This window comes from Rhodobacter capsulatus SB 1003 (assembly GCF_000021865.1).
Classification (GTDB): Bacteria; Pseudomonadota; Alphaproteobacteria; order Rhodobacterales; family Rhodobacteraceae; genus Rhodobacter; species Rhodobacter capsulatus_B.
The window spans coordinates 3,324,662-3,348,156 of record NC_014034.1 but is presented as its reverse complement, the minus strand read 5'-3'; the positions used below and the strand labels follow the sequence as shown (position 1 = coordinate 3,348,156).

Here is a 23,495-nt window from a genome sequence, read left to right as displayed (position 1 = left end):
ACCGGTTAGGCTCTCTCGGAAACGGGGGAGCCTGATGCATTTCGACTATGTCATTCTCGGCGGCGGCTCGGCCGGGTCGGTGCTGGCGGCGCGGCTGAGCGAGAATCCGGCCACGCGCGTCTGTCTGGTCGAGGCGGGCGATGCGGCGCGGGATATTCTGGTGCGGGCGCCTGCCTTGGTCGCGGCGCTGGTGCCCGGGTATCTTTACGCCCACAACTGGGCGCTGCACACCGTTCCGCAGCCCGGGCTGAACGGGCGGCGGGGGTTTCAGCCGCGGGGCAGGGGGCTGGGCGGCTCGTCCGCGATCAATGCGATGCTGTATGTGCGCGGTCATCCCTCGGATTACGACCGTTGGGCGGCCGAGGGGGCTGTGGGCTGGGACTGGGCCGCCTGTCAGCCGTGGTTTCTGAAATCCGAACGCAACATGCGCGGGGCGTCCGCGCATCATGGGGCCGATGGCCCGTTGCAGGTGGGCGATCAGCGCCGCCCGCGGCCGATCACCCGCGCTTTCGTGCAGGCCTGCGGCGCGGTGGACTGCCCGGAAACCGACGACTTCAACGGCGCGTGTCAGGAGGGGGCCGCGCCCTTTCAGGTCACGCAATTCTGGGATGGTCCGAAAAAGGGCGAGCGCTGTTCCGCCGCGGCGGCCTATCTGCATCCGGTGATGGACCGGCCCAATCTGACCGTGCTGACCGGGGCACGGGCGGAAAAGGTCTTGATTTCCGAGGGGCGCGCCACCGGGGCGCTGGTGCGGCAGGGGCGGCACCGGCTGCGGCTGGAGGCGGCGCGGGAGGTGATCCTCTCGGCAGGCGCTTTCGGCTCGCCGCAGCTTCTGATGCTCTCGGGTATCGGGCCGGGGGCGCATCTGCGCGATCTGGGCATTGATGTCGTGCAGGATCTGCCCGGGGTGGGGGCAAACCTGCAGGACCATCTGGATTACACGATTTCGCATTTTTCGCCCCGCCGCGATGTCGTGGGGCTCAATCCGCGCGGGCTGTGGCGGCTGGCCAGGGCCGCGGGCGGCTGGATGCGGCATGGCGAGGGGCTCTTCGCCTCGCCCATGGCCGAGGGGGGGGCGTTTTTGCGCTCTGCGCCCGGGGTCACGGTGCCCGATCTGCAGATCCATTTCGTCGTCGGCATTGTCGATGCCCACATGCGCAAGCTGCATGTCGCGGACGGCTGGTCGGCGCATATCTGCGTGCTGCGGCCGCAATCGCGGGGGACGGTGCGGCTGGCGTCGAAGAACCCGCGCAAGGCGCCCTTGATCGACCCGGCCTTTCTGGCCGATCCGCGCGACGAAGCCCTGATGCTGCGGGCGGCGCGGATGCTGGAAGAGATCGTGGGCGCGGCGGCCCTGGCGCCCTGGCGGGGCGACAGGCTTTATCCGCATGACGGGTCAGAGGCCGGGCTGATGGCCGATATCCGCGCGCGCGCCGACACGATCTATCACCCGGTCGGCACCTGCCGCATGGGCACCGATGCGATAGCGGTGGTGGATCCGCAACTTCGGGTGCGCGGGATCGAGGGGCTGCGGGTCGTAGATGCCTCGGTCATGCCCAGCCTCATTGGCGGCAACACCAATGCGCCCACCATCATGATCGCCGAACGCGCGGCTGCGATGATCCGGGGGCGCTAGCGGCGCCGTTTCACCACTGGCACGCGGCTGGTCACATAGTCGATCGAAGGGTTCGGCGGCAGCCCGCCGTGCGCGCGCCAGAAGAGCGGCCCGCCGAGGCGCAGGAAATGCGGCGCCATCAGCACCAGCCCGGCGATGAAGCCGCCCGCATGCGCCCAATAGGCGACGCCATCGGCCGAGCCGCCGAGCGAATTCAACAGCTGCACCGCGAACCAGAAGCCCAGCACGATCCAGGCGCGGATGGTGAAGATCTTGTAGACGATGAAGAAAATGAACAGGATGTCGACCCGCGCCTTCGGGAAAAGCAGCAGATAGCCGCCCATCACCGCGGCGATCGCGCCCGAGGCACCGACCATCGGCACATCGCTGAACGGATCGCCCGCGATCTGTGCGCCCGCCGCCGCGAGCCCGCCCAGCAGGTAGAAGACGAGAAAGCCGAGATGGCCGAGCTGATCTTCCAGATTGTCGCCAAAGACCCATAAAAACAACATGTTGCCAAGGATGTGCATGATCCCGGCATGCAGGAACATGTGGGTGAGAAGCCCGTGCAGCCAGACGCCGTGGCTGATCGCCCCGGGGTAAAGCGCGCCCCATTGCCACAGCCCGAACATCCGCCCGCCCCAGTCGGCCGTCAGCACATAGATCAGCACATTCAGCACGATCAGCCCGCGCACCACCCAGGGGGTGCGGGTCGAGGGGTTATGGTCGCGGATCGGGAACATCGGCCCAGCCTTCCCGAAGACGGGGATTGCGTCAAGCCTCTAGCGGGTGGCGCGCAGAACGACCTTGCCCGTCGCATCGGTGAAGTCCAGCGCCGGACCGGCCTGCCGCAAGGCCGTCACCGTGCCGATGGTCGAATGGAAGGCCTGTTCCACCTGCATCTGGTCGGGGGGGCACATCATCCGGGTTCCGGCCAGGGCGCCCACATGCAACGCGCCCTCGCGGGTCTCGATGCGGCCCGCATAGCGGTTGCAGCCGGAGGTGCCCGCGAGCATCCCCGGCTCGGGGGACAGCAGGGTGACCTTGACTGCGGCGGGCACGGCGGTGCCCGCGATTTCGGTGACGGTCCATTCGGTTCCGGTGCCGATCAGGGCCAGCGGATCGGCCGGGGCGGTCGCGTCCTCCTTGCAGGCGGCAAGGGCGATCAGGGCAAGGGCAAGAACGGCGACGCGCATGGGACCTCCGGTGTTTCGGTCAGAGTGACCGCGGCGCGCGATCCCCGCAAGGGCATCACGCAAAGGTGTGGCTTTCGGCGGTGTCAGAAGGTCGGGTGTCAGAAGGTCGGCGGCGTGTTGACCCAGATCACCACGGTGCGCCCGTCGGCGGCATTGGCCCAGGCATGCGGGCGGCGGCTTTCGAAATAGATGCTGTCGCCGACGCCCAATTCGTGCAGCTCGGTGCCGTCCAGCGTCAGACGAAAACGACCCTCCAGCACGGTGATGAATTCCTCGCCCTCGTGGCCATAGCCGCCCTCCGACGCCGCGCCGGGGGCAAGGATGAAGCGGTGGCAATCCATCTGCCGCCGCCCCTCGGCCAGAACCTCGACCCGCACGCCCTCGACCGGCATCGGCCAGACCCGCGCCGCGCCCGCGCGCACCACGGGTTGGCCGACCTCCTCCTGCCCGGAAAGCCGCGACACGGTGGTGCCGTAATATTGCGCCAGATCCGCCAGCGTCTTGAAGCTGACCCCCGCCCCGGTGCGTTCCAGCGTCGAGAGCGCCGAGGCAGAGACCCCCAGCGCCTGCGCCACCGTCTCCAGCGTCTCGCCGCGGTTTTGCCGCAGCGCCCGCAGCGCCATGCCCAGCGGTTCGTTGGTGATCGCGGGGGGCGCGGGGGCGTCGCTTTCGGCTTCCAGCGTCGCGCGGATCGCGGCGGGGTTCAGCCCGGCCTCGCGGCGCAGATAGGCGATGCGCTGCAGCCGCGCCACATCGGCCGCCGAATACAGCCGCTGCCCCGAGGCCCGGCGTTGCGGTGCAATCAGCCCCTGCGTCTCCCACAGCCGCAGCGTGGAGGAGGCCACGCCCGCCGCCCGCGCGGCCTCGGTCACCCGAAACAGCGGTTCTTCCTCGGGCGTATCTGCATGCGACTCGGTCATTTTCCCTGCCTTACAGGCGCAGGATGGCCTTTGTCACCGATCTTGCCAAGAATTTTCTTGCAGAAAAAATGTAAAGTGAGAGGATGAGATATCTCGAATCGGAGCCCCTTCATGACCGTGCAAACCTCGCCCGACCTGTCCGCCCGCCGTGCCGCCGCCATCGCCAAGGGCGTTGGCGTGACGACGCAGATCTATGCCGAACGCGCCGAGAACGCGGAAATCTGGGACAAGAACGGCACCCGTTACATCGACTTCGCCGCGGGCATCGCCGTGGTGAACACCGGCCACCGTCACCCGCGGGTGATCGAGGCGGTCAAGGCGCAGCTCGATGCCTTCACCCACACCTGCCATCAGGTCGTGCCTTACGAAAACTACGTCATCCTGGCCGAGCGTCTGAACGCCGCCGTGCCCGGTGACTTTGCGAAGAAGACGATCTTCGCCACCACCGGCGCCGAAGCCGTTGAAAACGCGATCAAGATTGCCCGCCACTACACCGGCCGCGCCGGGATCGTCGCCTTTGCGGGCGGTTTCCACGGCCGCACCTTCATGGGCATGACGCTGACCGGCAAGGTGCAGCCCTACAAGGCCGGCTTCGGCCCGATGATGAACGACGTCTGGCACCTGCCCTTCCCCTGCCCGCTGCATGGCGTGACGGGCGAGGACGCCGTGGCGGCGCTGGAGCGTCTGTTCAAGGCCGATATCGAACCCGCCCGCGTCGCCGCGATCATCGTCGAGCCGGTGCAGGGCGAGGGCGGCTTCTACCCGGTGCCCGAGGGCTTCATGCGCAAACTGCGCGAGATCGCCGACAAGAACGGCATCGTCCTGATCGCCGACGAGGTGCAGACCGGCTTTGCCCGCACCGGCAAGCTCTTTGCGATGGAACATCACGGGGTTGCCGCCGATATCACCACCATGGCCAAGGGGCTGGGCGGCGGCTTCCCGATCTCGGCGGTGACCGGCCGCGCCGACATCATGGACAGCCCGAACCCGGGCGGCCTTGGCGGCACCTATGCCGGGGCGCCGATTGCCGTGGCCGCGGCGCATGCCGTTCTTGACGTGATCGAGGACGAGCAGCTCTGCGCCCGTGCCGAGCGTCTGGGCGCGCGGCTGAAACAGCGTCTGGCGGCGCTGCAGGACAGCGTGCCGGAGATCATCGACATCCGCGGCCCGGGCTTCATGAACGCGGTCGAGTTCAACGTCGCGGGCAGTGACACGCCGAACCCGGAGATGACCAACCGCGTCCGCGAAGAGGCGCTGAAGCGCGGTCTGATCCTGCTCACCTGCGGCGTTTACGGCAACGTCATCCGTTTCCTCGCCCCGCTGACCATCCAGGACGCGGTCTTTGACGAGGCGCTGGACATCCTCGAAGCCTCGATCCTCGCCGCGAAGGGCTGAGGCCATGTGGGGCGAACCCGCCCGCGGGGCAGAGCGTCTGGATGACACCGACCAACGGCTGATCGCGGCGCTTCGCCGCGACGGCCGGGCCGCGGTGTCGGATCTGGCGGTGCAGCTTGGTCTGTCGCGTGCCACCGTGCGCGCGCGGATCGAGCGGCTGGTGGCGCGCGGCGAAATCTCGGGCTTTACCGTGATGACGCGCGCCGATGTCTCTGCCGCGCCGGTGCGGGGGATGATGATGCTGAACATCGACGGGCGGGCGACCGAAAAGGTGATCGCCCGCCTGCTCGGCCTGCCGCCGGTGCAGGCGGTGCATACGACGAACGGGCAGTGGGATCTGATCGCGGAAATCGGCGCCCGCTCGCTGGAAGAGCTGGACGAGACGATCCTGTCGATCCGCCGCCTTGAGGGCGTGGGGCGGACGGAAACCAATCTGCAGCTGTCCTGCCGCAACCCGCGGCCGCGGCTGCCCCGGTGCTGGGTGTCGTGCGCAAGCCCGCGCTGGTGCCCGCGGGCCAGCCGCTGCCGCCGCAACCCTCGCTGAACGAGATCAGCCCCGAGACGCTGGCCTCGGTCCGCGAGGTCGAAAAGCGCTCGCGCAAGATCTCGCTGATGGAGCTGACCGAGCGGACCTGCAAATGGCCGATCGGCGATCCGGCGACCGAGAATTTCTATTTCTGCGGCCTGCCGAGCTCGGCCGGAAAACCCTATTGCGAGGCGCATGTCTCGGTGGCCTTCCAGCCGATGTCGGCGCGCCGGGATCGGCGGCGCTGAAGGCCGGAACAGGGGATGAAACAGGGCGCCTGCGGGCGCCCTTTTCGTTTCAGTCCTTCTTCCCCAGAACCCCCGAGAACACGGCTGCGGCGGTGGCAATGAGCAACCAGCCGGAAAGCTGAATGATCCAGCGGCAATAGTGCAGCGTCCAGCCGAATGCGCCGCGGTCTTTCGAGGGCGCCCACGAATCCTTCTGGGCGAGTGTGCCGAGCGGCAGGAACAGATCGAGCGCATAGATGCAGGGGGAGAAAGCCTCGTAGTCCTGTCCGGCGGGTGTATTCTCCCACAGCCGCAGCGGCATCGTGCAACTGGCCGTCTGGATGGAGGGGCATCCGTTCTTGATCGCGTCTTTCCAGTCGTCGGACAGGAGGATATCGACATTGGCCGGGGCCATTTCCCCGCGCTGATAGGTGGCATTGGCCAGCCACACGGTAGCAGCAAGGATCAACAGCGCTGTGCGCAGCGCCTTGAACGGGGCATGGCCGTAACCGAAGGTGACGCGGTAACCACATCCCCAAACCAATGAGACAAACGCCAGGCCTTGCCCGAACGTATCCGGTTTCGGCGGCGCCAACGCCCGGAAAAATGTAGCCCACATGAGCCGTTCATCCCGCGCGTAACGCACCTTGGCCGCATCCCTGCGATGGCCCATGGCGTCATAGACCTTGGCCAGCTGGCTGTAGGGTTGCGGGTCGAAATCGTTGCGTCTTCGGGTCATCTGGAATGGGCAGGAGATTGTCCGCTCCGATTTCCGCCCCAGAAGGTTCAGGCGATCCTGCACCGTCATGTCGCTTTGAATGGAGTCGAAGCGAAAGCCGGAGAGTTTGGGCGTTTTCACTTTTGCCCAGGAGCCGGAATCGTCATTCAATCTTTCAACGCTGGTTTCGGTCAGATCGAGAACGACGACCTTGCCGGAGACATTCTCCCAGAAGAAGCCCCCCTCGATCTTGGCGCCCTCTGCGTTGAATGCGCCGTTGAAATGGGCCGATTGGCACCGCAGATTTCCCGTCACTTGCGCGCGGGCGAAGTCCACTCTTCCCGTCGCATTGAACTTGTTCCGCAAGAACACATCCGCGCCGATCACGGCGGCGTTGCAATTCAAGGAGAGGCCGTCTGTCGCTTCGAACTTGCCGTCATCGCAGGTGAGTTGCCCCACGATCTGGACACGCACGAGCTTCACTGCGCCATGCGCGGTAAAACCATCGTTCAAGAATACATCTGCGCCGATCTCGGCGGAACTGAGGTTGAGGGCAGGGCCCTTCTTCGACGCGAAGTGGCCGCCTCTGCAATAAACGTGCCCGGTGATTCTGCTTCCGCCCAGCTGAACGCAAGCATTTGCCGTGAAGCCTGTGTCCAGGTGAATCGGTCCGTTGCAGGTCAGCCTGACGGCATTGAAGCCGGGCAGGGCCGTGCCGGTCAGATAGAGCCCGTTCAGCTGTGCGTTTCGCAGGACAGGAGCTTCCTGAAAGGTGCAGTTGCTCGCGTTGATTGCCCGCTCGCAATCCACGAAGCCGAGGCTCAGGGTTTCTTCGATCCAGAGCCCCATGACCGTCACCCCTTCGGGACGACAGACGATGCCGGGGATTTCCTGTGTCAGCAGCCAGCGGATCAGCCTTGCATCGAACCTATTGCTATCGTCGTCGGTCTTCGGACGTTCCCGGTTCGAGTGTTTGAAACCATCAGGCCAGGCATATCCGCCCGTCGCAATAAACTGCTTTTCCCGCGGCCAAAGCTCTCGCCTTAGCCGCTCCTCCGCCCACGCAAACGCTTCGCTCAAATCCCCGTCGGCCATCCCGGCACCTCCAATACCCCGCCATCCTGCGCAACCCTCCCCTGTCGCGCAAGGCGCTTCCCGCGGCCCCCCAAGGCGGTGTATATCGCCCCCATGAGCCAGAACCCGCCCAACCTCCGCCCCGATCTTGCGCCGAAAGCGCTTGTCACCGACACCCCCCGCCCGGGCCAGCCGACGATCGGCATGGTCTCGCTGGGCTGCCCCAAGGCGCTGGTGGACAGCGAACGCATCCTGACCCGGCTGCGGGCCGAGGGCTATGCGATCTCGCCCAGCTATCAGGGCGCCGATGCGGTGATCGTGAACACCTGCGGCTTTCTGGACAGTGCCAAGGCCGAAAGCCTGGAAGCCATCGGCGAGGCGCTGAGCGAGAATGGCAAGGTGATCGTCACCGGCTGTCTGGGCGCCGAGCCCGAGTTCATCACCGGCGTGCATCCCAAGGTGCTGGCCGTCACCGGGCCCGAGCAATACGAACAGGTGCTCGATGCGGTGCATGGGGCGGTGCCGCCGAAACCCGATCCCTTTGTCGATCTGCTGCCCGCGACCGGCATCAAGCTGACGCCGCGGCATTTCAGCTATCTGAAGATCTCCGAGGGCTGCAATCACGCCTGCAAGTTCTGCATCATCCCCGACATGCGCGGCAAACTGGTCAGCCGCCCGGCCCATGCGGTGCTGCGCGAGGCGGAAAAGCTGCTCGAGGCGGGGGTGCGGGAGCTGCTGGTGATCAGCCAGGACACCTCGGCTTATGGGCTGGATCGGCGGCACGAGGCGACGGCCTGGAAAGGCGCCGAGGTCCGCGCGCATATCACGGATCTGACGCGCGAGCTGGGCAAGCTTGCCCAGCCCTCGGGCGCCTGGGTGCGGCTGCATTACGTCTATCCCTATCCGCATGTGCGCGAGCTGATTCCCCTGATGGCGGATGGGCTTGTGCTGCCTTACCTCGACATCCCGTTCCAGCATGCCCATCCGGAAACGCTCAAGCGCATGGCCCGGCCCGCGGCTTCTGCGAAGACGCTGGATGAAATCGCCGCCTGGCGTGCCGATTGCCCCGAGATCGTGCTGCGTTCGACCTTCATCGTCGGCTATCCCGGCGAGACCGAGGCGGAATTCCAGTATCTGCTCGACTGGATGGCCGAGGCGCAGCTCGATCGTGTCGGCTGCTTCCAGTATGAAAACGTCAAGGGCGCGCGGTCGAACGATTTGCCCGACCATGTGCCTGCGGAAGTGAAGCAGGAACGCTGGGAACGCTTCATGGAGGCCGCGCAGGCGATTTCCGAGGCGAAGCTGGCGGCCAAGGTCGGCACCGTGCAACAGGTGCTGGTCGATGCGGTGGATGACGAGGGGGCGACCTGCCGCACCCGCGCCGATGCGCCCGAAATCGACGGCAATCTGTTCATCGACGAGGGATTCGAAGACCTGTCGCCGGGCGACATGGTGACGGTCGAAGTCGAGGAAGCGTCGGATTACGACCTTTGGGGGCGTGTGCAATAGGCTTTTTGCCGCGCCACCCCCACGCGCAATTTTCTTGCAATGTGGGGGCGAAGGCCTCATATCCTAGCCCTGCGCACCGCGCCTTTTCGACGACCTGCTCCCTTTGCGGCTACAGTTCTCGATCGTGACGTGACTGAGCCGGGCCGCCGCAATCCTGCGGGCGGCATACAGAAGGAGACAACGGATGGCCAAGGGCACCGTGAAATGGTTCAACCAAACCAAAGGCTTCGGCTTCATCGCGCCGGAATCGGGCGGCAAGGACGTGTTCGTCCACATCTCGGCCGTGGAACGTGCCGGTCTGCGTGGCCTGAATGACGGCCAAGCGATCAACTACGATCTGGAAAAAGGCCGCGATGGCCGCGAATCGGCGATCAACCTCGCCATCGCCTGAGCCTGTGCGCACGGGATTTCGGAAAGCGGCTCCTTTGGGGGCCGCTTTTCATTTGGCCAGAGGGAACTGCCGGAATGAAAAGGGCGGTCCCCGAAGGAACCGCCCCTTGCGCCGCCCGGCGGATCCGGTCAGCCTGTCATCCGCAGAGGTCTTTCCGGCCCGAAGGCGCCCAGTCGCCGCCGGTCACTCGGCCCAGGCCCAGGGCACGGTGAACTGCCCCAGCACATGCGCCATCTTCTCCTGATCGACCTCGCCGCTGCTGGCCAGCTGCGCCACCAGACCGCGTTTCTTGTCCTCGACCACCGCGACGACCTGCACCGGCACCCCGGCCTCGGCCAGCGCCGCATCCAGAACCCGGGTGATCGCGCGCTTGCGCAGGTCGGGCTTGAAGATCTTGCCCACCGCGGTCTTCGGCAGCTCGTCCAGCACCTCGATGTGCTTGGGCACGGCGGCGCGTTCGTGGATGTGGCGTTTGGCATGCGCCATCAGCTCTTCGGGCGTGATCGTGGCCTCCTTGATCAGCTCGACATAGGCGCAGGGCAATTCGCCCGCAAAGGCGTCGGGCTGGCCGATCGCACCGGCAAAGGCGATGGAGGGATGCGACAGCAGCGCCTCCTCGATCTCGGCCGGGTCGATGTTGTGACCGCCGCGGATGATCAGATCCTTGGCGCGGCCGGTGATCCAGAGGTATCCGTCCGGGTCGATCCGGCCCAGATCGCCGGTGCGCAGGAAACGTTCCTCGGCAAAGAGGTCGTGGTTCTTGTCCACTTCGGTATAGGTCGAGCCGTCGAACACGCCCGGGTTGGCGACGCAGATCTCGCCCACCTCGTCGGCGGCGCATTCGACGAACCCGGCCTCGGTCTTGCGCAGGATCCGGACGTGCGAATAGGGCAGGGGGATGCCGACCGAGCCGACCTTTTTCAGCCCGTCGACCGGGTTGATCGAGACAAGGCAGGTGGCTTCGGTCAGCCCGTAGCCCTCGCAGATCTCGACCCCGGTCGCGTCCTTGAAGCGGTTGTAAAGCTCGACCGGCAGGGGGGCGGAGCCCGAGATTGCCGTGCGCAGCGACGAGATATCGGCATCGACCTTGCGCTGCATCAGCGCGGCGATGGCGGTGGGCACGGTGATCAGGAAGGTCACCTGCCAGCGTTCGACCAGCTTCCAGAAATTGTCGAAGACCCCCTCGCCGCGATAGCCCGCGGGGGTGGGGAAGACGACATGGGCGCCGGAATGGATGGCCGACATCAGGATCGGATAGGCGGCAAAGACGTGGAAAAGCGGCAGCGGGCAGATCATCACGTCGGTGTGGCGGAACAGAAGCGTGCCGCCAAGCCAGCCGTTGTAGACCATGCCCGAATACTTGTGCTGCGCCACTTTCGGCATGCCGGTGGTGCCGCCGGTATGGAAATAGGCGGCGACGCGGTCGGCGGTCGCATCGGCAAACACCAGCTTGTCGGCGGGCTGGCCGTCGCAGGCGGTGTTGAAATCATAGACATCGGCGTGATGGCGGAAATGCGTTTTCGGCCGGACAAAGGGCACGATCCAGCTTTTCGGCGCGGTCAGGTAGCGGTTCAGATCGACTTCCAGGATCGTCTTGACATTCGGCGCGTGCTTGACCGCCTCGGCCGCCTTTTGCGCGATGTCGGATTTCGGGAAGCTTTTCAGCGTCACCAGCACCTTGGCTTTGGTCTCGCGCAGGATCGCGGAAATCTGCTCGGGCTCCAGCAAAGGGTTGATCGGATTGACGATCCCCGCCGTCGCCCCACCCAGAAGCACCACCGCGGTTTCCAGGCTGTTGGGCAGCAGATAGGCCACCGTGTCCTTTTCCCCCACGCCCATCCGGCGCAGCAGGTTCGCCGCCTGCGTCACCCGGGCCAGCACTTCGGCCCAGGTCATGGTCAGGGAATGATCCTTCGGCCCGGAGGTGATCTGAAACGTCAGCGCCGGACGGGAGCCGTGTTTTGCCGCCACGCGGGACAGGAAATCATATATCGTCACCGCACGGTCACGGTCTTCCCAGGGCATCTGCCCTTCGACGCGGTCGCGGTCGGCCACGGTCGCATAGGTCTCGGTCATCAGGTCCTCCCCCGGCCCGTTCCTCCGCGGGCCTTGGTCTGAGAATGCGTCATAAAGCGGCATCCGGGCAAGGGCGGGATTGCCGCAAACGTCACGTCATAACGGGCATGACGCAAGGACAGGGGCCTCAGCTCGCGGCCCCGTCGGTGAACTGCAGCCGCGCCAGTTCGGCGTAAAGCCCGCCCTCGGCCACCAAGGCTTCGTGGGTGCCCTGCGCCACGATCCGGCCCTGATCGAAGACGACGATCCGGTCGGCCTTTTTCACCGTGGCCAGCCGATGCGCGACGATGAGGGTGGTGCGGGTGGCGCGCAGATCATCGACCGCCGCCTGCACCGCGCGCTCGGAGGCCGCATCCAGCGCCGAGGTCGCCTCGTCGAGCAGCAGCACCGGCGCATCGCGCAGGATCGCCCGGGCAATGGCGATGCGCTGCTTCTGCCCGCCCGAGAGCATGATGCCGCGTTCCCCCACATAGGTATCAAAGCCCTGCGGCAGCGCGGTCAGGAAATCATGGGCATAGGCCGCGCGGGCGGCGGCCTCGACCTCGGCATCGCTGGCGTCCGGGCGGCCGAAGCGGATGTTTTCACGGGCGCTGGCGGCAAAGATCACCGGGTCCTGCGGCACAAGCGCCAGCGCGCGGCGATATTCGGCCCGGGCCAGATCGCGCAGGTCGATGCCATCGAGCGTGATCCGCCCCTGTTCGGGGTCATAAAACCGCTCGATCAGCTGGATGATCGTGGTTTTCCCTGCCCCCGAAGGGCCGACCAGCGCCACCGTCTCGCCCGGCGCAACCTGCAGGCTGACCGCGTTCAGGGCCGAAGTCTCGGGCCGCGACGGGTAATGGAAGGTGACGTCCTCAAAGGCGATGGCGCCTTTCACCGGGCTGGGCAGCGCCAGCGGCCGCGCCGGATCGGTGACCGTGTCGCCCGCATGCAGCAGCTCCACCAGCCGTTCGGTCGCGCCCGCGGCGCGCTGCACCTCGCCCCAGATTTCGGTCAGCGCGCCGACCGCGGCCGAAACCATGATCGCATAGATGACGAATTGCACCAGCTGGCCCACCGTCATCAGCCCCGCCTGCACGTCGCGCGCGCCGATCCAAAGGACGCCGACAATCCCGGCAAAGACCAGGAAAATCACGATCATCGTCATGATCGCGCGGGTGGTGATGCGGTCATTGGCGGAAGCAAGGGCCTTTTCGGTGACCTCGGAAAAGGCCTTGCGGGTCAGCGCCTCGTGGGTGAAGGCCTGCACCGTCTGCACGGAACTCAGCGCCTCGGAGGCCGAGCCCGAGGAAGAGGCGATCCAGTCCTGATTTTCGCGGCTCAGCCGGCGCAGGCGGCGGCCCATGACGACGATCGGCACGATGACCAGCGGCACGATCAAAAGCACCAGCCCGGTCAGCTTCGCCGAGGTGACCAGAAGCATGGTCAACCCGCCCAGCAGGATCAGGATGTTGCGCGCCGCCACCGAGATCGAGGAGCCCAGCAGCGACAGGATCAGCGTGGTGTCGGTGGTGATGCGCGAGATGATCTCGCCGGTCAGGATCTTTTCGTAAAAGGCGGGGGACAGCTCGATCACCCGGCCGAAGACCGCCTTGCGGATGTCGGCCACGACGCGCTCGCCAAAGCGGGTGACCAGCCAGTAGCGCAGCCCGGTGCCCAGCGCCAGGGCCGCGGCGATGACATGGGCGGCCAGGAAATAGCTGTCGAGCATCTCGCCACCCTGCTGGAACCCGTCCACCACGCGGCGCGCGGCGATCGGCAGGATCAGCGTCACCATGGCGGTCAGCACCAGCGCCGCGGCGGTGGCCAGCGCCAGACGCCGATAGGGGGCGATGAAGGGGGCAAGACCCCGGATCGCGCCCACACGTTTCGGTTTCGGGCGGTCTTCCAGCGGGGTGGCGGGTCTGCGGGCCATCGGCTCTCCCTTCGGTTTCGACCGATCTAGGGCCGAATGCGCCCGACAGCAAGGTTCATCCCGGCAGGCAGGCTGGTGCGGGCGACCGGACTCGAACCGGCATGGAGGTCCCTCCGAGGGAGTTTAAGTCCCATGCGTCTACCATTTCGCCACGCCCGCAGCCCGCCTTGGGTAGCGCGGGCAAGCGGGCGGGGCAAGGGCCTAGCGCCCGGTGAAATGCGGCGGGCGCTTTTCCAGAAAGGCCTGCACGCCCTCGCGGAAATCCGCGCTCTGGCCCAGTTCGCCCTGCAACCGGGCTTCCAGCGCCAGCTGCGCGGGCAGGGGATTGCTCAGACCGGCATGAAAGGCCTTCTTCACCGCCGCAAAGGCCGCCGAAGGGCCCCGCGCCAGATGCGCCGCCCGGGCCCGCCAGTGATGCTCGAAATCGACATCGGGCACGGCTTCCCAGATCAGCCCCATGCGCGCGGCCTCTTCGGCGCCGATCTTCTCGGCGAACAGGGCCATCCCCATGGCGCGGGCCATGCCGACCTGCCGCGGCAGCCACCAGGTCCCGCCCGCATCCGGCATCAGCCCGATCCGGGTGAAAGCCTGCATGAAGGCCGCAGATTGCGCCGCGATCACCACATCGGCCGCCAGAGCCAGATTGGCCCCCGCCCCCGCCGCCGCGCCGTTCACCGCCGCCAGAACCGGCAGCGGACAGCTGTAAATCGCCTGCAAAAGCGGCTCGTATTCCTCGCGCAGCACGGTTTCCAGGTTCAGCCCCTCGGCCGCGCCATCGCCCAGATCCTGCCCAGAGCAAAAGGCCCGCCCCGATCCGGTCAGCACGATCGCCCGCGCCTCGCCCCGCGCGCGGTGCAGCGCCGCGGTCAATTCGTGCCGCATCGCCGCGTTCAGCGCATTCATCACCTCGGGGCGATCGAGCGTGATCACCGCCAGCCCTTCGGAGATCTCGTAGCGGATCGTGTGATAGCTCATGGCCTGCCTCCTCTTTGCCCCAGCTTGCCGCGCGGGCGCCGAAAGGCAAAGCGAAACCAAACGTCACGACCAGACCCCCGCTTTTCCTTGGCAAAATACGCCCGGGGGGTGCGGGGGGCGGAGCCGCCCGCGGGTCGCCCGGGGCGCAAGCCCCGGGCGAAATCCCTAGTCCTTCAGCAGGTCTTTCAGCCGCGCCTCTTCCTCGGCCGAGAGCACCGGCACCGGCTCTTCCTCGCGCCGCCGCCCGCGCAGCCACAGGAAGATGCCGCCCAGGGCCACCACCAGCACCGCAGGCCCGATCCAGTACAGGATCAGGTTCGCCCCGCGCCGCTCGGGCTCGAACAGCACATATTCCCCGAAACGGTCCTTGATATAGTCGATCACCTGCGCGTCGCTGTCGCCCGCCACCAGCCGCTCGCGCACCGCAAGCCGCAGATCGCGCGACACCCCGGCATTCGATTCGTCGATATTCTCGCCCTGACAGACCGGGCAGCGCAGCACCTGCGAAATCTGCCGCGCCCGGGCTTCAAGCCCCGGATCGGACAGAACCTCGTCGGGCTGCACCGCATGAACGGGCGTGGCCAGCACCAGCAAAAGCAGAAGTCGTTTCAGCATCGCTCACTCCGCCGCAACAGCATCGGCCACCGTCGCCCGCCGCGCCCCGGCGGCGCTGCGATAACGCCGGTCGGTCAGGCTCAGCCCGCCGCCAAAGGCCATCAGCAGACAGCCCGCCCAGATCCAGTTCGCGAAAGGCTTGACATAGGTCCGCACCGCCCAGCCGCCGCCCTCCTGCGGGTCGCCGATCACCAGATAGACATCGCGCCAGAAGCCGTTGTCGATATCGGCCTCGGTCGTCGGCATCGCCTGCACCGGATAGATGCGCTTTTCGGGATGCAGGGTCGCCACCAGCTTGCCGCCCTGCCGCACCTCCATCGTCGCGGTCTTGGCGGTGAAGTTCGGCCCCGGCACATCCTCGACCGACACCAGCGTGATCGTGTAACCTGCCACCTCGAAACTGTCGCCCGCCTTCGCCACGCGGATATCCTCGACCTGCCCGGCCATCAAGAGGCCGACGCCCGCAAAGACGATGCCCAGCCCGCCATGCGCGAAGGCCTTGCCCCAATCCGCCCGCGGCAGCCGCAGGATGCGTCCCGGCGTCCGCCCGGCGCGTTGCCAGATCTCGGCCAGGGCGCCAAAAAGGATCCAGGCGCCCAGCCCCGCCGCGCCAAGCGCCAGCATCGGCCGCCCCGTCGCCATCACCCAGACCAGCGCCAGCACCGCCAGCGTCAGCACAAGCGCGGGCAACAGCGGCCGCACCAGCTTGCCGAGGCTCGCGCGTTTCCACGGCATCATCGATCCCAGCGGCAACAGCAGCGCCAGCCCGACCATGAAGGGGGTAAAGGCCTTTTCGAAGAACGGCGCCCCCACCGAGAGCTTGCGGTCCCAGAACAGCTCCGCGATCAGCGGCCAGACCGTGCCGGTGAACACCACCAGCGCCGCCACCGCCAAAAGCACGTTGTTCATCACCAGCGCCGATTCGCGGCTGACCATGGAAAACAGCCCCTTCGCCTGCATCTCCGAGGCCCGCGCGGCATAAAGCGTCAGCGCCCCGCCGGTGAAGAAGGCAAGGATGAACAGGATGAACACCCCGCGCTCGGGGTCATTGGCGAAACTGTGCACCGAGGAAATCACCCCGGACCGCACCAGGAACGTGCCGATCAGCGAAAAGCCGAAGGCCATGATGGCGAGCAGGATCGTCCAGCTTTTCAGCGCCTCGCGCTTTTCGACGACGATGGCGGAATGCAACAGCGCCGCCGCCAGCAGCCAGGGCATCAGCGAGGCGTTTTCCACCGGGTCCCAGAACCAGAAGCCGCCCCAGCCGAGCTCGTAATAGGCCCACCACGATCCCAGCGCGATGCCGATGGTCAGGAAGATCCAGGCGGCCAAGGTCCAGGGCCGGACCCAGCGCGCCCAGGCGGCATCGACCCGCCCCTCGATCAGCGCGGCGACGGCGAAGCTGAAGGCCATCGAAAGCCCGACATAGCCAAGGTACAGGAACGGCGGATGGAAGGCGAGACCCGGGTCCTGCAGCAGCGGGTTCATGTCGCGGCCGTTGAACGGCGCTTCTTCCAGCCGCAGGAACGGGTTCGAGGTGAAAAGCACAAAGACCAGAAACGCGACCCCGATGGTGCCCTGCACCGCCAGCACCCGCGCCCGCAGCCGCTCCGGCAAGGCACCGCCAAAGGCCGCGGCCGCCGCGCCGAACATGGCGAGGATCAGCACCCAAAGCAGCATCGAGCCCTCATGGTTGCCCCAGACCCCGGTGACCTTGTAGAGCATCGGCTTGTCGGTATGCGAGTTTTCGTAGACGAGCTTCAGCGAAAAGTCAGACGTCACAAAGGCATAGGTCAGCGCGGCAAAGGCGATGGCGATCAGCCCGAACTGCGCCAGCGCCGCGGGGGTGGCAACGGCCATCCAGCCCGACCAGCCCTTTTGCGCGCCCACCAGGGGAATGACCGCCTGCACCAGCGCCACGCACAGGGCCAGGATCAGGGCGAAATGGCCGGTCTCGACGATCATGCGGGGTCCTCCTCAAGTCGCGTGCATCATAGAGACGGAGCCCCCCGGGGCCAAGGCAGATGCGCATCTGCCGCGCATCTTTCGCAAAAGCGTGAAACGGTCATTTCCTTTGACTTTGCGTCAGGCGGCGGCTAAGCGGGGGAAATGATCACCCGGACCGCCCCTCTTGCCCGTCCCCGACGTCGCCGCACCTGCGCCTGACGCCTGATCTGCCGTGGCTTCTCGCCACACCCTTTCCACAAAACCGCCCCCGAAGGTCCCGGACCGTTGACAGCCGCCCTGCGCCTGTTGCACGCCTTGGCCTTCCTTTTTCAGGAGCCGCAAATGATCGCTTCCGTGCTGCCGACCTACACCCGTGCCCCCCTCGCCTTCGTGCGCGGCGAGGGCTCCTGGCTTTGGACCGCGGATGGCAGCCGATATCTGGATCTGGGCGCCGGGATCGCGGTCAATGCGCTGGGCCATGCCGCGCCCGACCTTGTGGCGACGCTGACCGAACAGGCGGGCAAGCTCTGGCATGTCTCGAACCTTTACCGGATCCCGGAACAGGAACGGCTGGCCGACATGCTGGTGGCCAAGACCTTCGCCGATACCGTCTTCTTCACCAATTCGGGGACCGAGGCCTGCGAACTCGCGGTGAAGATGGTGCGCAAGCATTTCTACGACAAGGGCCAGCCGGAGCGGACCGAGATCCTGACCTTCTCGGGCGCCTTCCACGGCCGGTCTTCGGCCGCGATCGCCGCGGCGGGGACGGAAAAGATGGTCAAGGGCTTCGGCCCGCTGCTGCCCGGCTTCGTCCATCTGCCCTGGGGCGACCTTGACGCGGTGAAAGCCGCCGTCACCGAAACCACGGCGGCGATCCTGATCGAACCCATTCAGGGCGAAGGCGGCATCCGCCCCGCGCCCGAGGGCTTCCTGCGCGCGCTGCGCGAAATCTGCGACGAAACCGGCACGCTTCTGGTCTTTGACGAGGTGCAATGCGGCGTCGCGCGGACCGGCAAGCTGTTCGCGCATGAATGGGCGGGCGTCACGCCGGATGTGATGATGGTGGCCAAGGGCATCGGCGGCGGCTTCCCCTTGGGCGCGGTGCTGGCCACCGAAGACGCGGCTTCGGGGATGATCGCGGGCACGCATGGCTCGACCTATGGCGGCAACCCGCTGGGCTGTGCCATCGGCGCGAAGATGATCGAGATCGTCACCGCGCCGGGCTTTCTGGACGAGGTCAGCCGCAAGGCGGGCTTCCTGCGCCAGTGGCTCGAAGGTCTTGTCGCCGCCCATCCCGACATCTTTGAGGAGGTGCGCGGTCAGGGCCTGATGCTGGGCCTGCGGCTCAAGCTGCCGCCCGGGGATGTGGTCAAGGCGGCCTATGCGCAGAACCTGCTGACCGTGCCCGCGGCCGATAATGTGCTGCGGCTTCTGCCCGCGCTGACCATCTCCGAAGACGACATGGCCGAGGCCGTCCGCCGCCTTGATGCCGCCGCCGCTTCGCTCGAAACCCAACCGGCCTGATTTATCTTGCCACAAATATCCCGGGGGTCCGGGGGCAGAGCCCCCGGCCGCTCGGCAAGGAAACCGACATGACCCATTTTCTTGACATCCACACCACCAGCCCGGCCGATCTGCGCTCGATGATCGACAGCGCCCGCGCGATGAAGACCGCCCGCCTCGGCCGCCCGAAAGGCGCGCTCGATGACGATCAGCCGCTGGCGGGCTGCATGGTGGCGCTGATTTTCGAAAAACCCTCGACCCGGACCCGCGTCAGCTTCGATGTCGGCGTGCGGCAGATGGGCGGGCAGACCATGGTGCTCTCGGGCAAGGAAATGCAGCTGGGCCATGGCGAGACCATCGCCGACACCGCCCGGGTGCTGTCGCGCTATGTGGATCTGATCATGATCCGCACCTTCGAAGAGGCGACGCTGCTCGAGATGGCGGAATATGCCTCGGTTCCCGTCATCAACGGGCTGACGAACCGCACCCATCCCTGCCAGATCATGGCCGACATCATGACCTATGAGGAACACCGCGGCCCCATTGCCGGGCGCAAGGTGGTCTGGTCGGGCGACGGCAACAATGTCTGTGCCAGCTTCCTGCAGGCGGCGGGGCAGTTCGGGTTCGATTTGACCTTCACCGGGCCGCAGGCGCTTGATCCCGAACGCGACTGGATCGAGTTTGCGCGCTCCAAGGGGGTGAATGTGGTGATCGAGCGCGATCCGGCCAAGGCGGTCGAAGGCGCCGATCTGGTCGTCACCGACACCTGGGTCAGCATGCACGACCCGGAATCGGCCAAGGAACGCCGCCACAACCAGCTGCGCCCCTATCAGGTGAACGAGACGCTGATGGCCAAGGCGAAACCCGATGCGCTTTTCATGCATTGCCTGCCCGCGCATCGCAATGACGAGGCGACCAGCGCCGTGATGGACGGGCCGCATTCGGTGATCTTCGACGAGGCGGAGAACCGGCTGCATGCGCAAAAGGCGATCATGCGCTGGGCTTTGGGCAAGTGAAGGCTGGGGGTTTGCCCCCAGACCCCCAGGATATTTATGGCAAGATGAAAGGCACGGCGATGGGCAAGACCGCGCTTCTGATCATCGACATGCAAAGCGAGATGCAGGCGCGGCTTGATGCGGGCCGCGCCGCGGTGAACCGTGAGGCCGGGGCGGCGATTGCGGCCTTGGCCGGGGCCTGTCGGGCGAAGGGCGTGGCGGTGGTGCATGTGCGCCATCACGATGCGGGTCCCGCCTCGCCCCTTCACCCGGATGCGCCCGGGGCGCAGCCGATGCCCTGTGACGCGGCCTTGCCCGGCGAGGCGGTGTTCCTCAAATCCACGTCCTCGGCCTTTGCCTCGACCGATCTGGCGGCGCATCTGCGCGGGCAGGGGATCGACCGGCTGATCATCACCGGTGCGGTGCTGGGCTTTTGCGTCACCTCGACCGTGCGCGCGGCTGCCGATCTGGGCTTTGCGGTGATCTTGCCGCGCGATGCCTGTCTGGGCTTCGATCTGCCGGGGATGGGACTTTCGGCCGAGGAGATCGCCCGGGTCAGTTTCGGTCTGCTGGGCGCCGATTTCGCCACCCTGACCACGACGCCCGAGGTGATCGCCAGCCTTTAGGTGCCGCGCGGTTTCGCCCGCGTCGTCGGGGCGGCCTCGCGCGGGTTTTCCGGCCAGGGGTGGCGCGGATAGCGGCCGCGCATTTCCTTGCGGACCTCGGCATAGGACCCGTCCCAGAAGCCGGGCAGGTCCATCGTCACCTGAATCGGCTTGCCCCCGGGCGAGAGCAGTTCGATCCGGAGCGGATGCCGCTTCGGCCCGACCGAGGGATGTACGGTGACCCCATACATCTCGGGCAGTTTCACCTCGATCGTCGGCACCTCGGCGCCATAGTCGATCGGCACGCGCCGCCCGAGCGGCGTTTCGAAATGACCCGGCACAAGCCGGTCAAGCTCTGCCATCTGGCCCCAGTCAAGCTGGGCACGCAAAGCCTCGGTCAGGTCAAGATTGCGCAGATCCGTCTCGGTCCGGGCCTTTTTCAGCCAGGGCAGCAGCGCTTCCGACCCCAGAAGCGCTCCATCGGAAAGGTCGGGCAGATCGACGCCATCGGCGCGCAGGATATCGACGCGGGCGCGAAAACGCGCGGCGCCGGGCGAAAGCGTCAGGCCGATCTGGCGCAGACCATCAAGCGCGCCGCGGGCCATCGCCTCGGGCGGGGCCTCGGGCCAGTGCCGGTCTTCCAGCGCCAGCGCGCCGAAACGCTCTTGCCGCCGGGCGACCACGCGACCCTCGCGCTTGCTCCATTCGCACAGATCGACCCAGGTGATGCGCTCGCCGTAAAGACGGCGCAGCTCGGCATCGGCAAGCGCAAGCCCCTGCCGCACCCGGGCCTCGCGCGGGTCGCCATCCAGATCCGAGGCGACGAGAAGGCGGTGCTTGCCCAGACCATCGGCCTCGTCCACCACCGCGCCCTTGCCGCCGGAAAGCACGTAACGGGCGGCATCGCCCTTGCGGCGCAGCCCGATCCGGTCGGGATAGGCCAGGGCCAGCATCTCGGCCGGGGAATGGCGCGCGCTGACCGGATCGACCATGCGGGCCAGGCGTTTCGCCTCCAGACGGATGCGTTCCACCGTGCCGCGGTGCAGCTGGCCGGGGTGGTCGGCCTCAAACCGGCCCGGGTTGGCGATGGCCGAGAGGCGCAGGGTCAGATCGGCCGAGGCGCCGCGGATCGGGTCGCGGTCTTCCAAAAGCGCGGCCAAGGTCGCGGCCTCGGGGCCTGCCGTCACCAGCATATGGGCGAGACGCGGATGCAGCGGCAGGGCAGCGAGCGCCTTGCCGTGCGGCGTGATCCGGCCGCCCGTCAGTGCACCGAGGCTTTCCAGCAGCGCCCGCGCCTCGGCCAAAGCCGGGCCCGGCGGCGGGGTCAGAAAGGCCAGATCCGCGCCGTCGCTGCCCCATTGCGCAAGTTCGAGCGCCAGGCCCGCCAGATCGGCCACGGCCATTTCGGGCGGCGCAAAACCGGGCAACGCGCCTTCCTCCCCCCTGGTCCAAAGCCGGTAACAGATCCCCTCGGCCACACGGCCCGCCCGGCCACGGCGCTGTTCCGCCTCGGCGCGGGAGACACGTTCGGTCACCAGCCGCGCCATGCCCGAGGCGGGATCAAACCGCAGCCGCCGGGCGCGACCGGCATCGACGACGACGCGGATATCCTGAATCGTCAGCGAGGTTTCCGCGATCGAGGTCGCCAGCACCACTTTCCGGCCATCGGCACAGGGCGCGATCGCGGCGCGTTGCGCGGCAAAGTCCATCGCGCCGAACAGCGGGCGCAGCTGCACCCCCGCGGGCAGCCGGTCGCGCAAAAGCGATTCGGTGCGGCGGATCTCGGCCTCGCCGGGCAGGAAGACCAGAACGCCGCCGGTGGTTTCGGCCAGGGCCTGCTCGACCAGCCCCGCCACGGCGGGCTCGAGCCGCATCCCCGGCGCCAAAGGCCGCCCCAGCCAGCGGGTTTCGACCGGAAAGGCCCGCCCCTCGGAGCGCAGAATCGGCGCATCCTCGAGCAGCGCGGCGACCGGCGCGGCATCGAGCGTCGCCGACATCACGACAAGCATCAGATCGGGGCGCAGCGCCGTGCGCGCCTCCCACACCAGCGCGAGGCCCAGATCGGCATTCAGCGAACGTTCGTGGAATTCGTCGAAGATCACGCAGCCGATGCCGGTCAGCTCCGGGTCGGACTGGATCATCCGGGTCAGGATGCCCTCGGTCACCACCTCGATCCGGGTCGCTTTCGAAAGCTTCGCCTCGCCGCGGATGCGGTAGCCGACGGTTTGCCCGACGCTCTCGCCCAGGGTTTCCGCCATCCGTTCGGCGGCCGCGCGGGCGGCCAGACGGCGCGGTTCCAGCATCAGGATGCGGCCCGGCACAAGATCGCGCAGCGCCAGCGGAACGCGGGTGGTCTTGCCCGCGCCCGGCGGCGCCATCAGCACCGCCCGCCCGGCGCGACGCAGGGCGTCGGCCAGATCGGGCAGCACGTCATCAATGGGAAGCGCGGTCGTCACTGCCGGGTCAGGCGGCCTTGGCCGATGATCGTGTCGGTGGCGATATCGACCACCCGCAGCCGCGAGCCGTCGCCGGTCGGCGCATAGGTGAGGGTGAAGGGAAAGCGGGTCTTTTCCGCCATTTCCTTGTCCTTGAACCCCGCGATGCGGCGGTATTCGCCGCTGCAGACGACGCCCTCGCCCTGCACCTGCGGCGCCGAGAGCGCCACCTGCGAGCGCCGCACGCCGTCGAACATCGTCACGTTCAGCTGGCAGGCCTCGGACCGGTCGACATCGCGCAGCACGGCGTAAAGCGCGGTCAGCGGATCGATCGTGCCGCTTTGCTGCGCCGGGTCGACATCGGTCGGGCGCGGCACCCGCGGCGGTTCGTGGCTGACCGAGGCGGGGGTGCCGTTCTTGTAGATCATCGTGTTCTTCGAGCGGTCATCGCCGCGCTGCGACGCCACCTCGACCGCGCGCGGGGTGAACTTGCCCTTGGCAAAGCGGCCCGAGGCGGTGGCATCGTAGCGGATCTTCTTGATCATGCCCGCAAGGCCGGTGGTCTTGACGACGCCATTGGCGGCATAGGCGCCGTCGGCAATCTTGCCGTCGATGGCCAGCTCGCCCGCCTTGATCCCCTTGAGGACGACGTCAAAAACGATGCGGTCGCTTTGATCGGCCAGCGCGGGTTGGGCCAGCGCCAGCGCAAGGCCGGTGACGATCGCGGAAAGGGGACGGGGGGGAACTGCTGTCATGGGCCTGCTCTGCGGATGCCTTCGGACTGGACATACACCGCCCGTTGAGGGCATGAAACCGAAACCGTTTCACGCCGGTTGACGATTTCGTTCGATCGGCACC

19 protein-coding genes, 1 tRNA gene and 1 pseudogene are annotated in these 23,495 nt (G+C 67.0%); 9 read left to right on the top strand and 12 right to left on the bottom strand.

The genetic code is table 11. The annotated features are described in order from the left end of the window. The first annotated feature begins 34 nt into the window (after positions 1-34). On the top strand, positions 35-1,636 hold the full coding sequence (locus RCAP_RS15570; protein ID WP_013068847.1) for a GMC family oxidoreductase: 1,602 nt from the start codon (positions 35-37) through the stop codon (positions 1,634-1,636). On the opposite strand, the gene RCAP_RS15565 is transcribed toward RCAP_RS15570, so the two are convergent. The 3 genes from RCAP_RS15565 to RCAP_RS15555 all read right to left on the bottom strand — a co-directional run bounded on the left by RCAP_RS15565 (position 1,633) and on the right by RCAP_RS15555 (position 3,731). Further along, the gene (locus tag RCAP_RS15565) at positions 1,633-2,358 is read right to left on the bottom strand and encodes a rhomboid family intramembrane serine protease (RefSeq protein ID WP_013068846.1); all 726 of its coding nucleotides are present in this window, start codon (positions 2,356-2,358) and stop codon (positions 1,633-1,635) included. The genes RCAP_RS15570 and RCAP_RS15565 overlap by 4 nt on opposite strands. A 39-nt stretch (positions 2,359-2,397) precedes the next feature. Beyond that, a complete protein-coding gene (locus RCAP_RS15560) occupies positions 2,398-2,811 on the bottom strand; it encodes an META domain-containing protein (RefSeq protein WP_013068845.1) in 414 nt (137 codons plus the stop codon). Positions 2,812-2,909: 98 nt separating this feature from the next. After that, positions 2,910-3,731 (bottom strand): MerR family transcriptional regulator, encoded by an 822-nt coding sequence (locus RCAP_RS15555; protein ID WP_013068844.1) that lies wholly within the window; start codon positions 3,729-3,731, stop codon positions 2,910-2,912. Positions 3,732-3,842: 111 nt separating this feature from the next. On the opposite strand from RCAP_RS15555, the gene RCAP_RS15550 reads away from it, so the two are divergent. The 3 genes and pseudogenes from RCAP_RS15550 to RCAP_RS15540 form a co-directional block, all read left to right on the top strand. Next, on the top strand, positions 3,843-5,126 hold the full coding sequence (locus RCAP_RS15550; protein ID WP_013068843.1) for a 4-aminobutyrate--2-oxoglutarate transaminase: 1,284 nt from the start codon (positions 3,843-3,845) through the stop codon (positions 5,124-5,126). 4 nt (positions 5,127-5,130) lie between these two features. Further along, the gene (locus RCAP_RS15545) at positions 5,131-5,670 is read left to right on the top strand and encodes an Lrp/AsnC family transcriptional regulator (protein WP_013068842.1); all 540 of its coding nucleotides are present in this window, start codon (positions 5,131-5,133) and stop codon (positions 5,668-5,670) included. Continuing rightward, positions 5,574-5,900 (top strand): annotated as a pseudogene (locus RCAP_RS15540) (GcrA family cell cycle regulator); the annotation flags it as partial. The gene RCAP_RS15545 and the pseudogene RCAP_RS15540, both read left to right, overlap by 97 nt. 49 nt (positions 5,901-5,949) lie before the next feature. On the opposite strand, the gene RCAP_RS15535 reads toward RCAP_RS15540, so the two are convergent. Beyond that, positions 5,950-7,692 (bottom strand): hypothetical protein, encoded by a 1,743-nt coding sequence (locus tag RCAP_RS15535; protein WP_013068840.1) that lies wholly within the window; start codon positions 7,690-7,692, stop codon positions 5,950-5,952. 93 nt (positions 7,693-7,785) lie between these two features. Between RCAP_RS15535 and rimO the strand changes: the two genes are divergently transcribed. Together rimO and RCAP_RS15525 are read left to right on the top strand one after the other, a co-directional pair. Continuing rightward, the gene (gene rimO, locus RCAP_RS15530; RefSeq protein ID WP_013068839.1) at positions 7,786-9,180 is read left to right on the top strand and encodes a 30S ribosomal protein S12 methylthiotransferase RimO; all 1,395 of its coding nucleotides are present in this window, start codon (positions 7,786-7,788) and stop codon (positions 9,178-9,180) included. A gap of 184 nt (positions 9,181-9,364) precedes the next feature. Further along, a complete protein-coding gene (locus RCAP_RS15525) occupies positions 9,365-9,571 on the top strand; it encodes a cold-shock protein (protein WP_013068838.1) in 207 nt (68 codons plus the stop codon). 183 nt (positions 9,572-9,754) lie between these two features. Here RCAP_RS15525 and RCAP_RS15520 read toward each other — a convergent pair whose 3' ends face one another. The 6 genes from RCAP_RS15520 to RCAP_RS15495 all read right to left on the bottom strand — a co-directional run bounded on the left by RCAP_RS15520 (position 9,755) and on the right by RCAP_RS15495 (position 17,117). Continuing rightward, positions 9,755-11,647: an acyl-CoA synthetase gene (locus tag RCAP_RS15520; protein WP_013068837.1), complete on the bottom strand. Its 1,893-nt coding sequence runs from the start codon at positions 11,645-11,647 to the stop codon at positions 9,755-9,757. Between the two features lie 127 nt (positions 11,648-11,774). After that, positions 11,775-13,562 carry an ABC transporter transmembrane domain-containing protein gene (locus RCAP_RS15515; RefSeq protein ID WP_013068836.1) on the bottom strand — a complete coding sequence of 596 codons (1,788 nt, stop codon included), beginning with the start codon at positions 13,560-13,562 and terminating at the stop codon, positions 11,775-11,777. Positions 13,563-13,635: 73 nt separating this feature from the next. Next, a tRNA-Leu gene (locus RCAP_RS15510) sits at positions 13,636-13,721 on the bottom strand. 42 nt (positions 13,722-13,763) lie between these two features. After that, on the bottom strand, positions 13,764-14,537 hold the full coding sequence (locus RCAP_RS15505; protein ID WP_013068835.1) for an enoyl-CoA hydratase-related protein: 774 nt from the start codon (positions 14,535-14,537) through the stop codon (positions 13,764-13,766). 165 nt (positions 14,538-14,702) lie between these two features. Then, complete coding sequence (locus RCAP_RS15500; protein ID WP_013068834.1) at positions 14,703-15,152, bottom strand: cytochrome c-type biogenesis protein; 450 nt, start codon at positions 15,150-15,152, stop codon at positions 14,703-14,705. 3 nt (positions 15,153-15,155) lie between these two features. Then, positions 15,156-17,117, bottom strand: coding sequence for a heme lyase CcmF/NrfE family subunit (locus tag RCAP_RS15495; protein WP_013068833.1), 1,962 nt, complete (start codon positions 17,115-17,117; stop codon positions 15,156-15,158). 324 nt (positions 17,118-17,441) lie between these two features. Here RCAP_RS15495 and RCAP_RS15490 point away from each other — a divergent pair, with 324 nt between their 5' ends. The 3 genes from RCAP_RS15490 (at position 17,442) to RCAP_RS15480 (ending at position 20,223) form a co-directional block, all read left to right on the top strand. After that, entirely contained in the window at positions 17,442-18,623 is a 1,182-nt protein-coding gene (locus tag RCAP_RS15490) for an aspartate aminotransferase family protein (protein WP_013068832.1), read from the top strand. A gap of 68 nt (positions 18,624-18,691) precedes the next feature. Then, a complete protein-coding gene (argF, locus tag RCAP_RS15485) occupies positions 18,692-19,618 on the top strand; it encodes an ornithine carbamoyltransferase (RefSeq protein WP_013068831.1) in 927 nt (308 codons plus the stop codon). Positions 19,619-19,662: 44 nt separating this feature from the next. Further along, entirely contained in the window at positions 19,663-20,223 is a 561-nt protein-coding gene (locus RCAP_RS15480) for an isochorismatase family protein (protein WP_023911903.1), read from the top strand. Here the strand turns inward: RCAP_RS15480 and hrpB are convergent. Both hrpB and RCAP_RS15470 read right to left on the bottom strand, forming a co-directional pair. Next, positions 20,220-22,658, bottom strand: coding sequence for an ATP-dependent helicase HrpB (gene hrpB, locus RCAP_RS15475; RefSeq protein WP_013068829.1), 2,439 nt, complete (start codon positions 22,656-22,658; stop codon positions 20,220-20,222). The two genes, RCAP_RS15480 and hrpB, sit on opposite strands and share 4 nt — an antisense overlap. Next, positions 22,655-23,392 carry a DUF3108 domain-containing protein gene (locus RCAP_RS15470; protein ID WP_013068828.1) on the bottom strand — a complete coding sequence of 246 codons (738 nt, stop codon included), beginning with the start codon at positions 23,390-23,392 and terminating at the stop codon, positions 22,655-22,657. The genes hrpB and RCAP_RS15470 overlap by 4 nt, the downstream gene beginning before the upstream one ends. Positions 23,393-23,495: the final 103 nt, after the last annotated feature.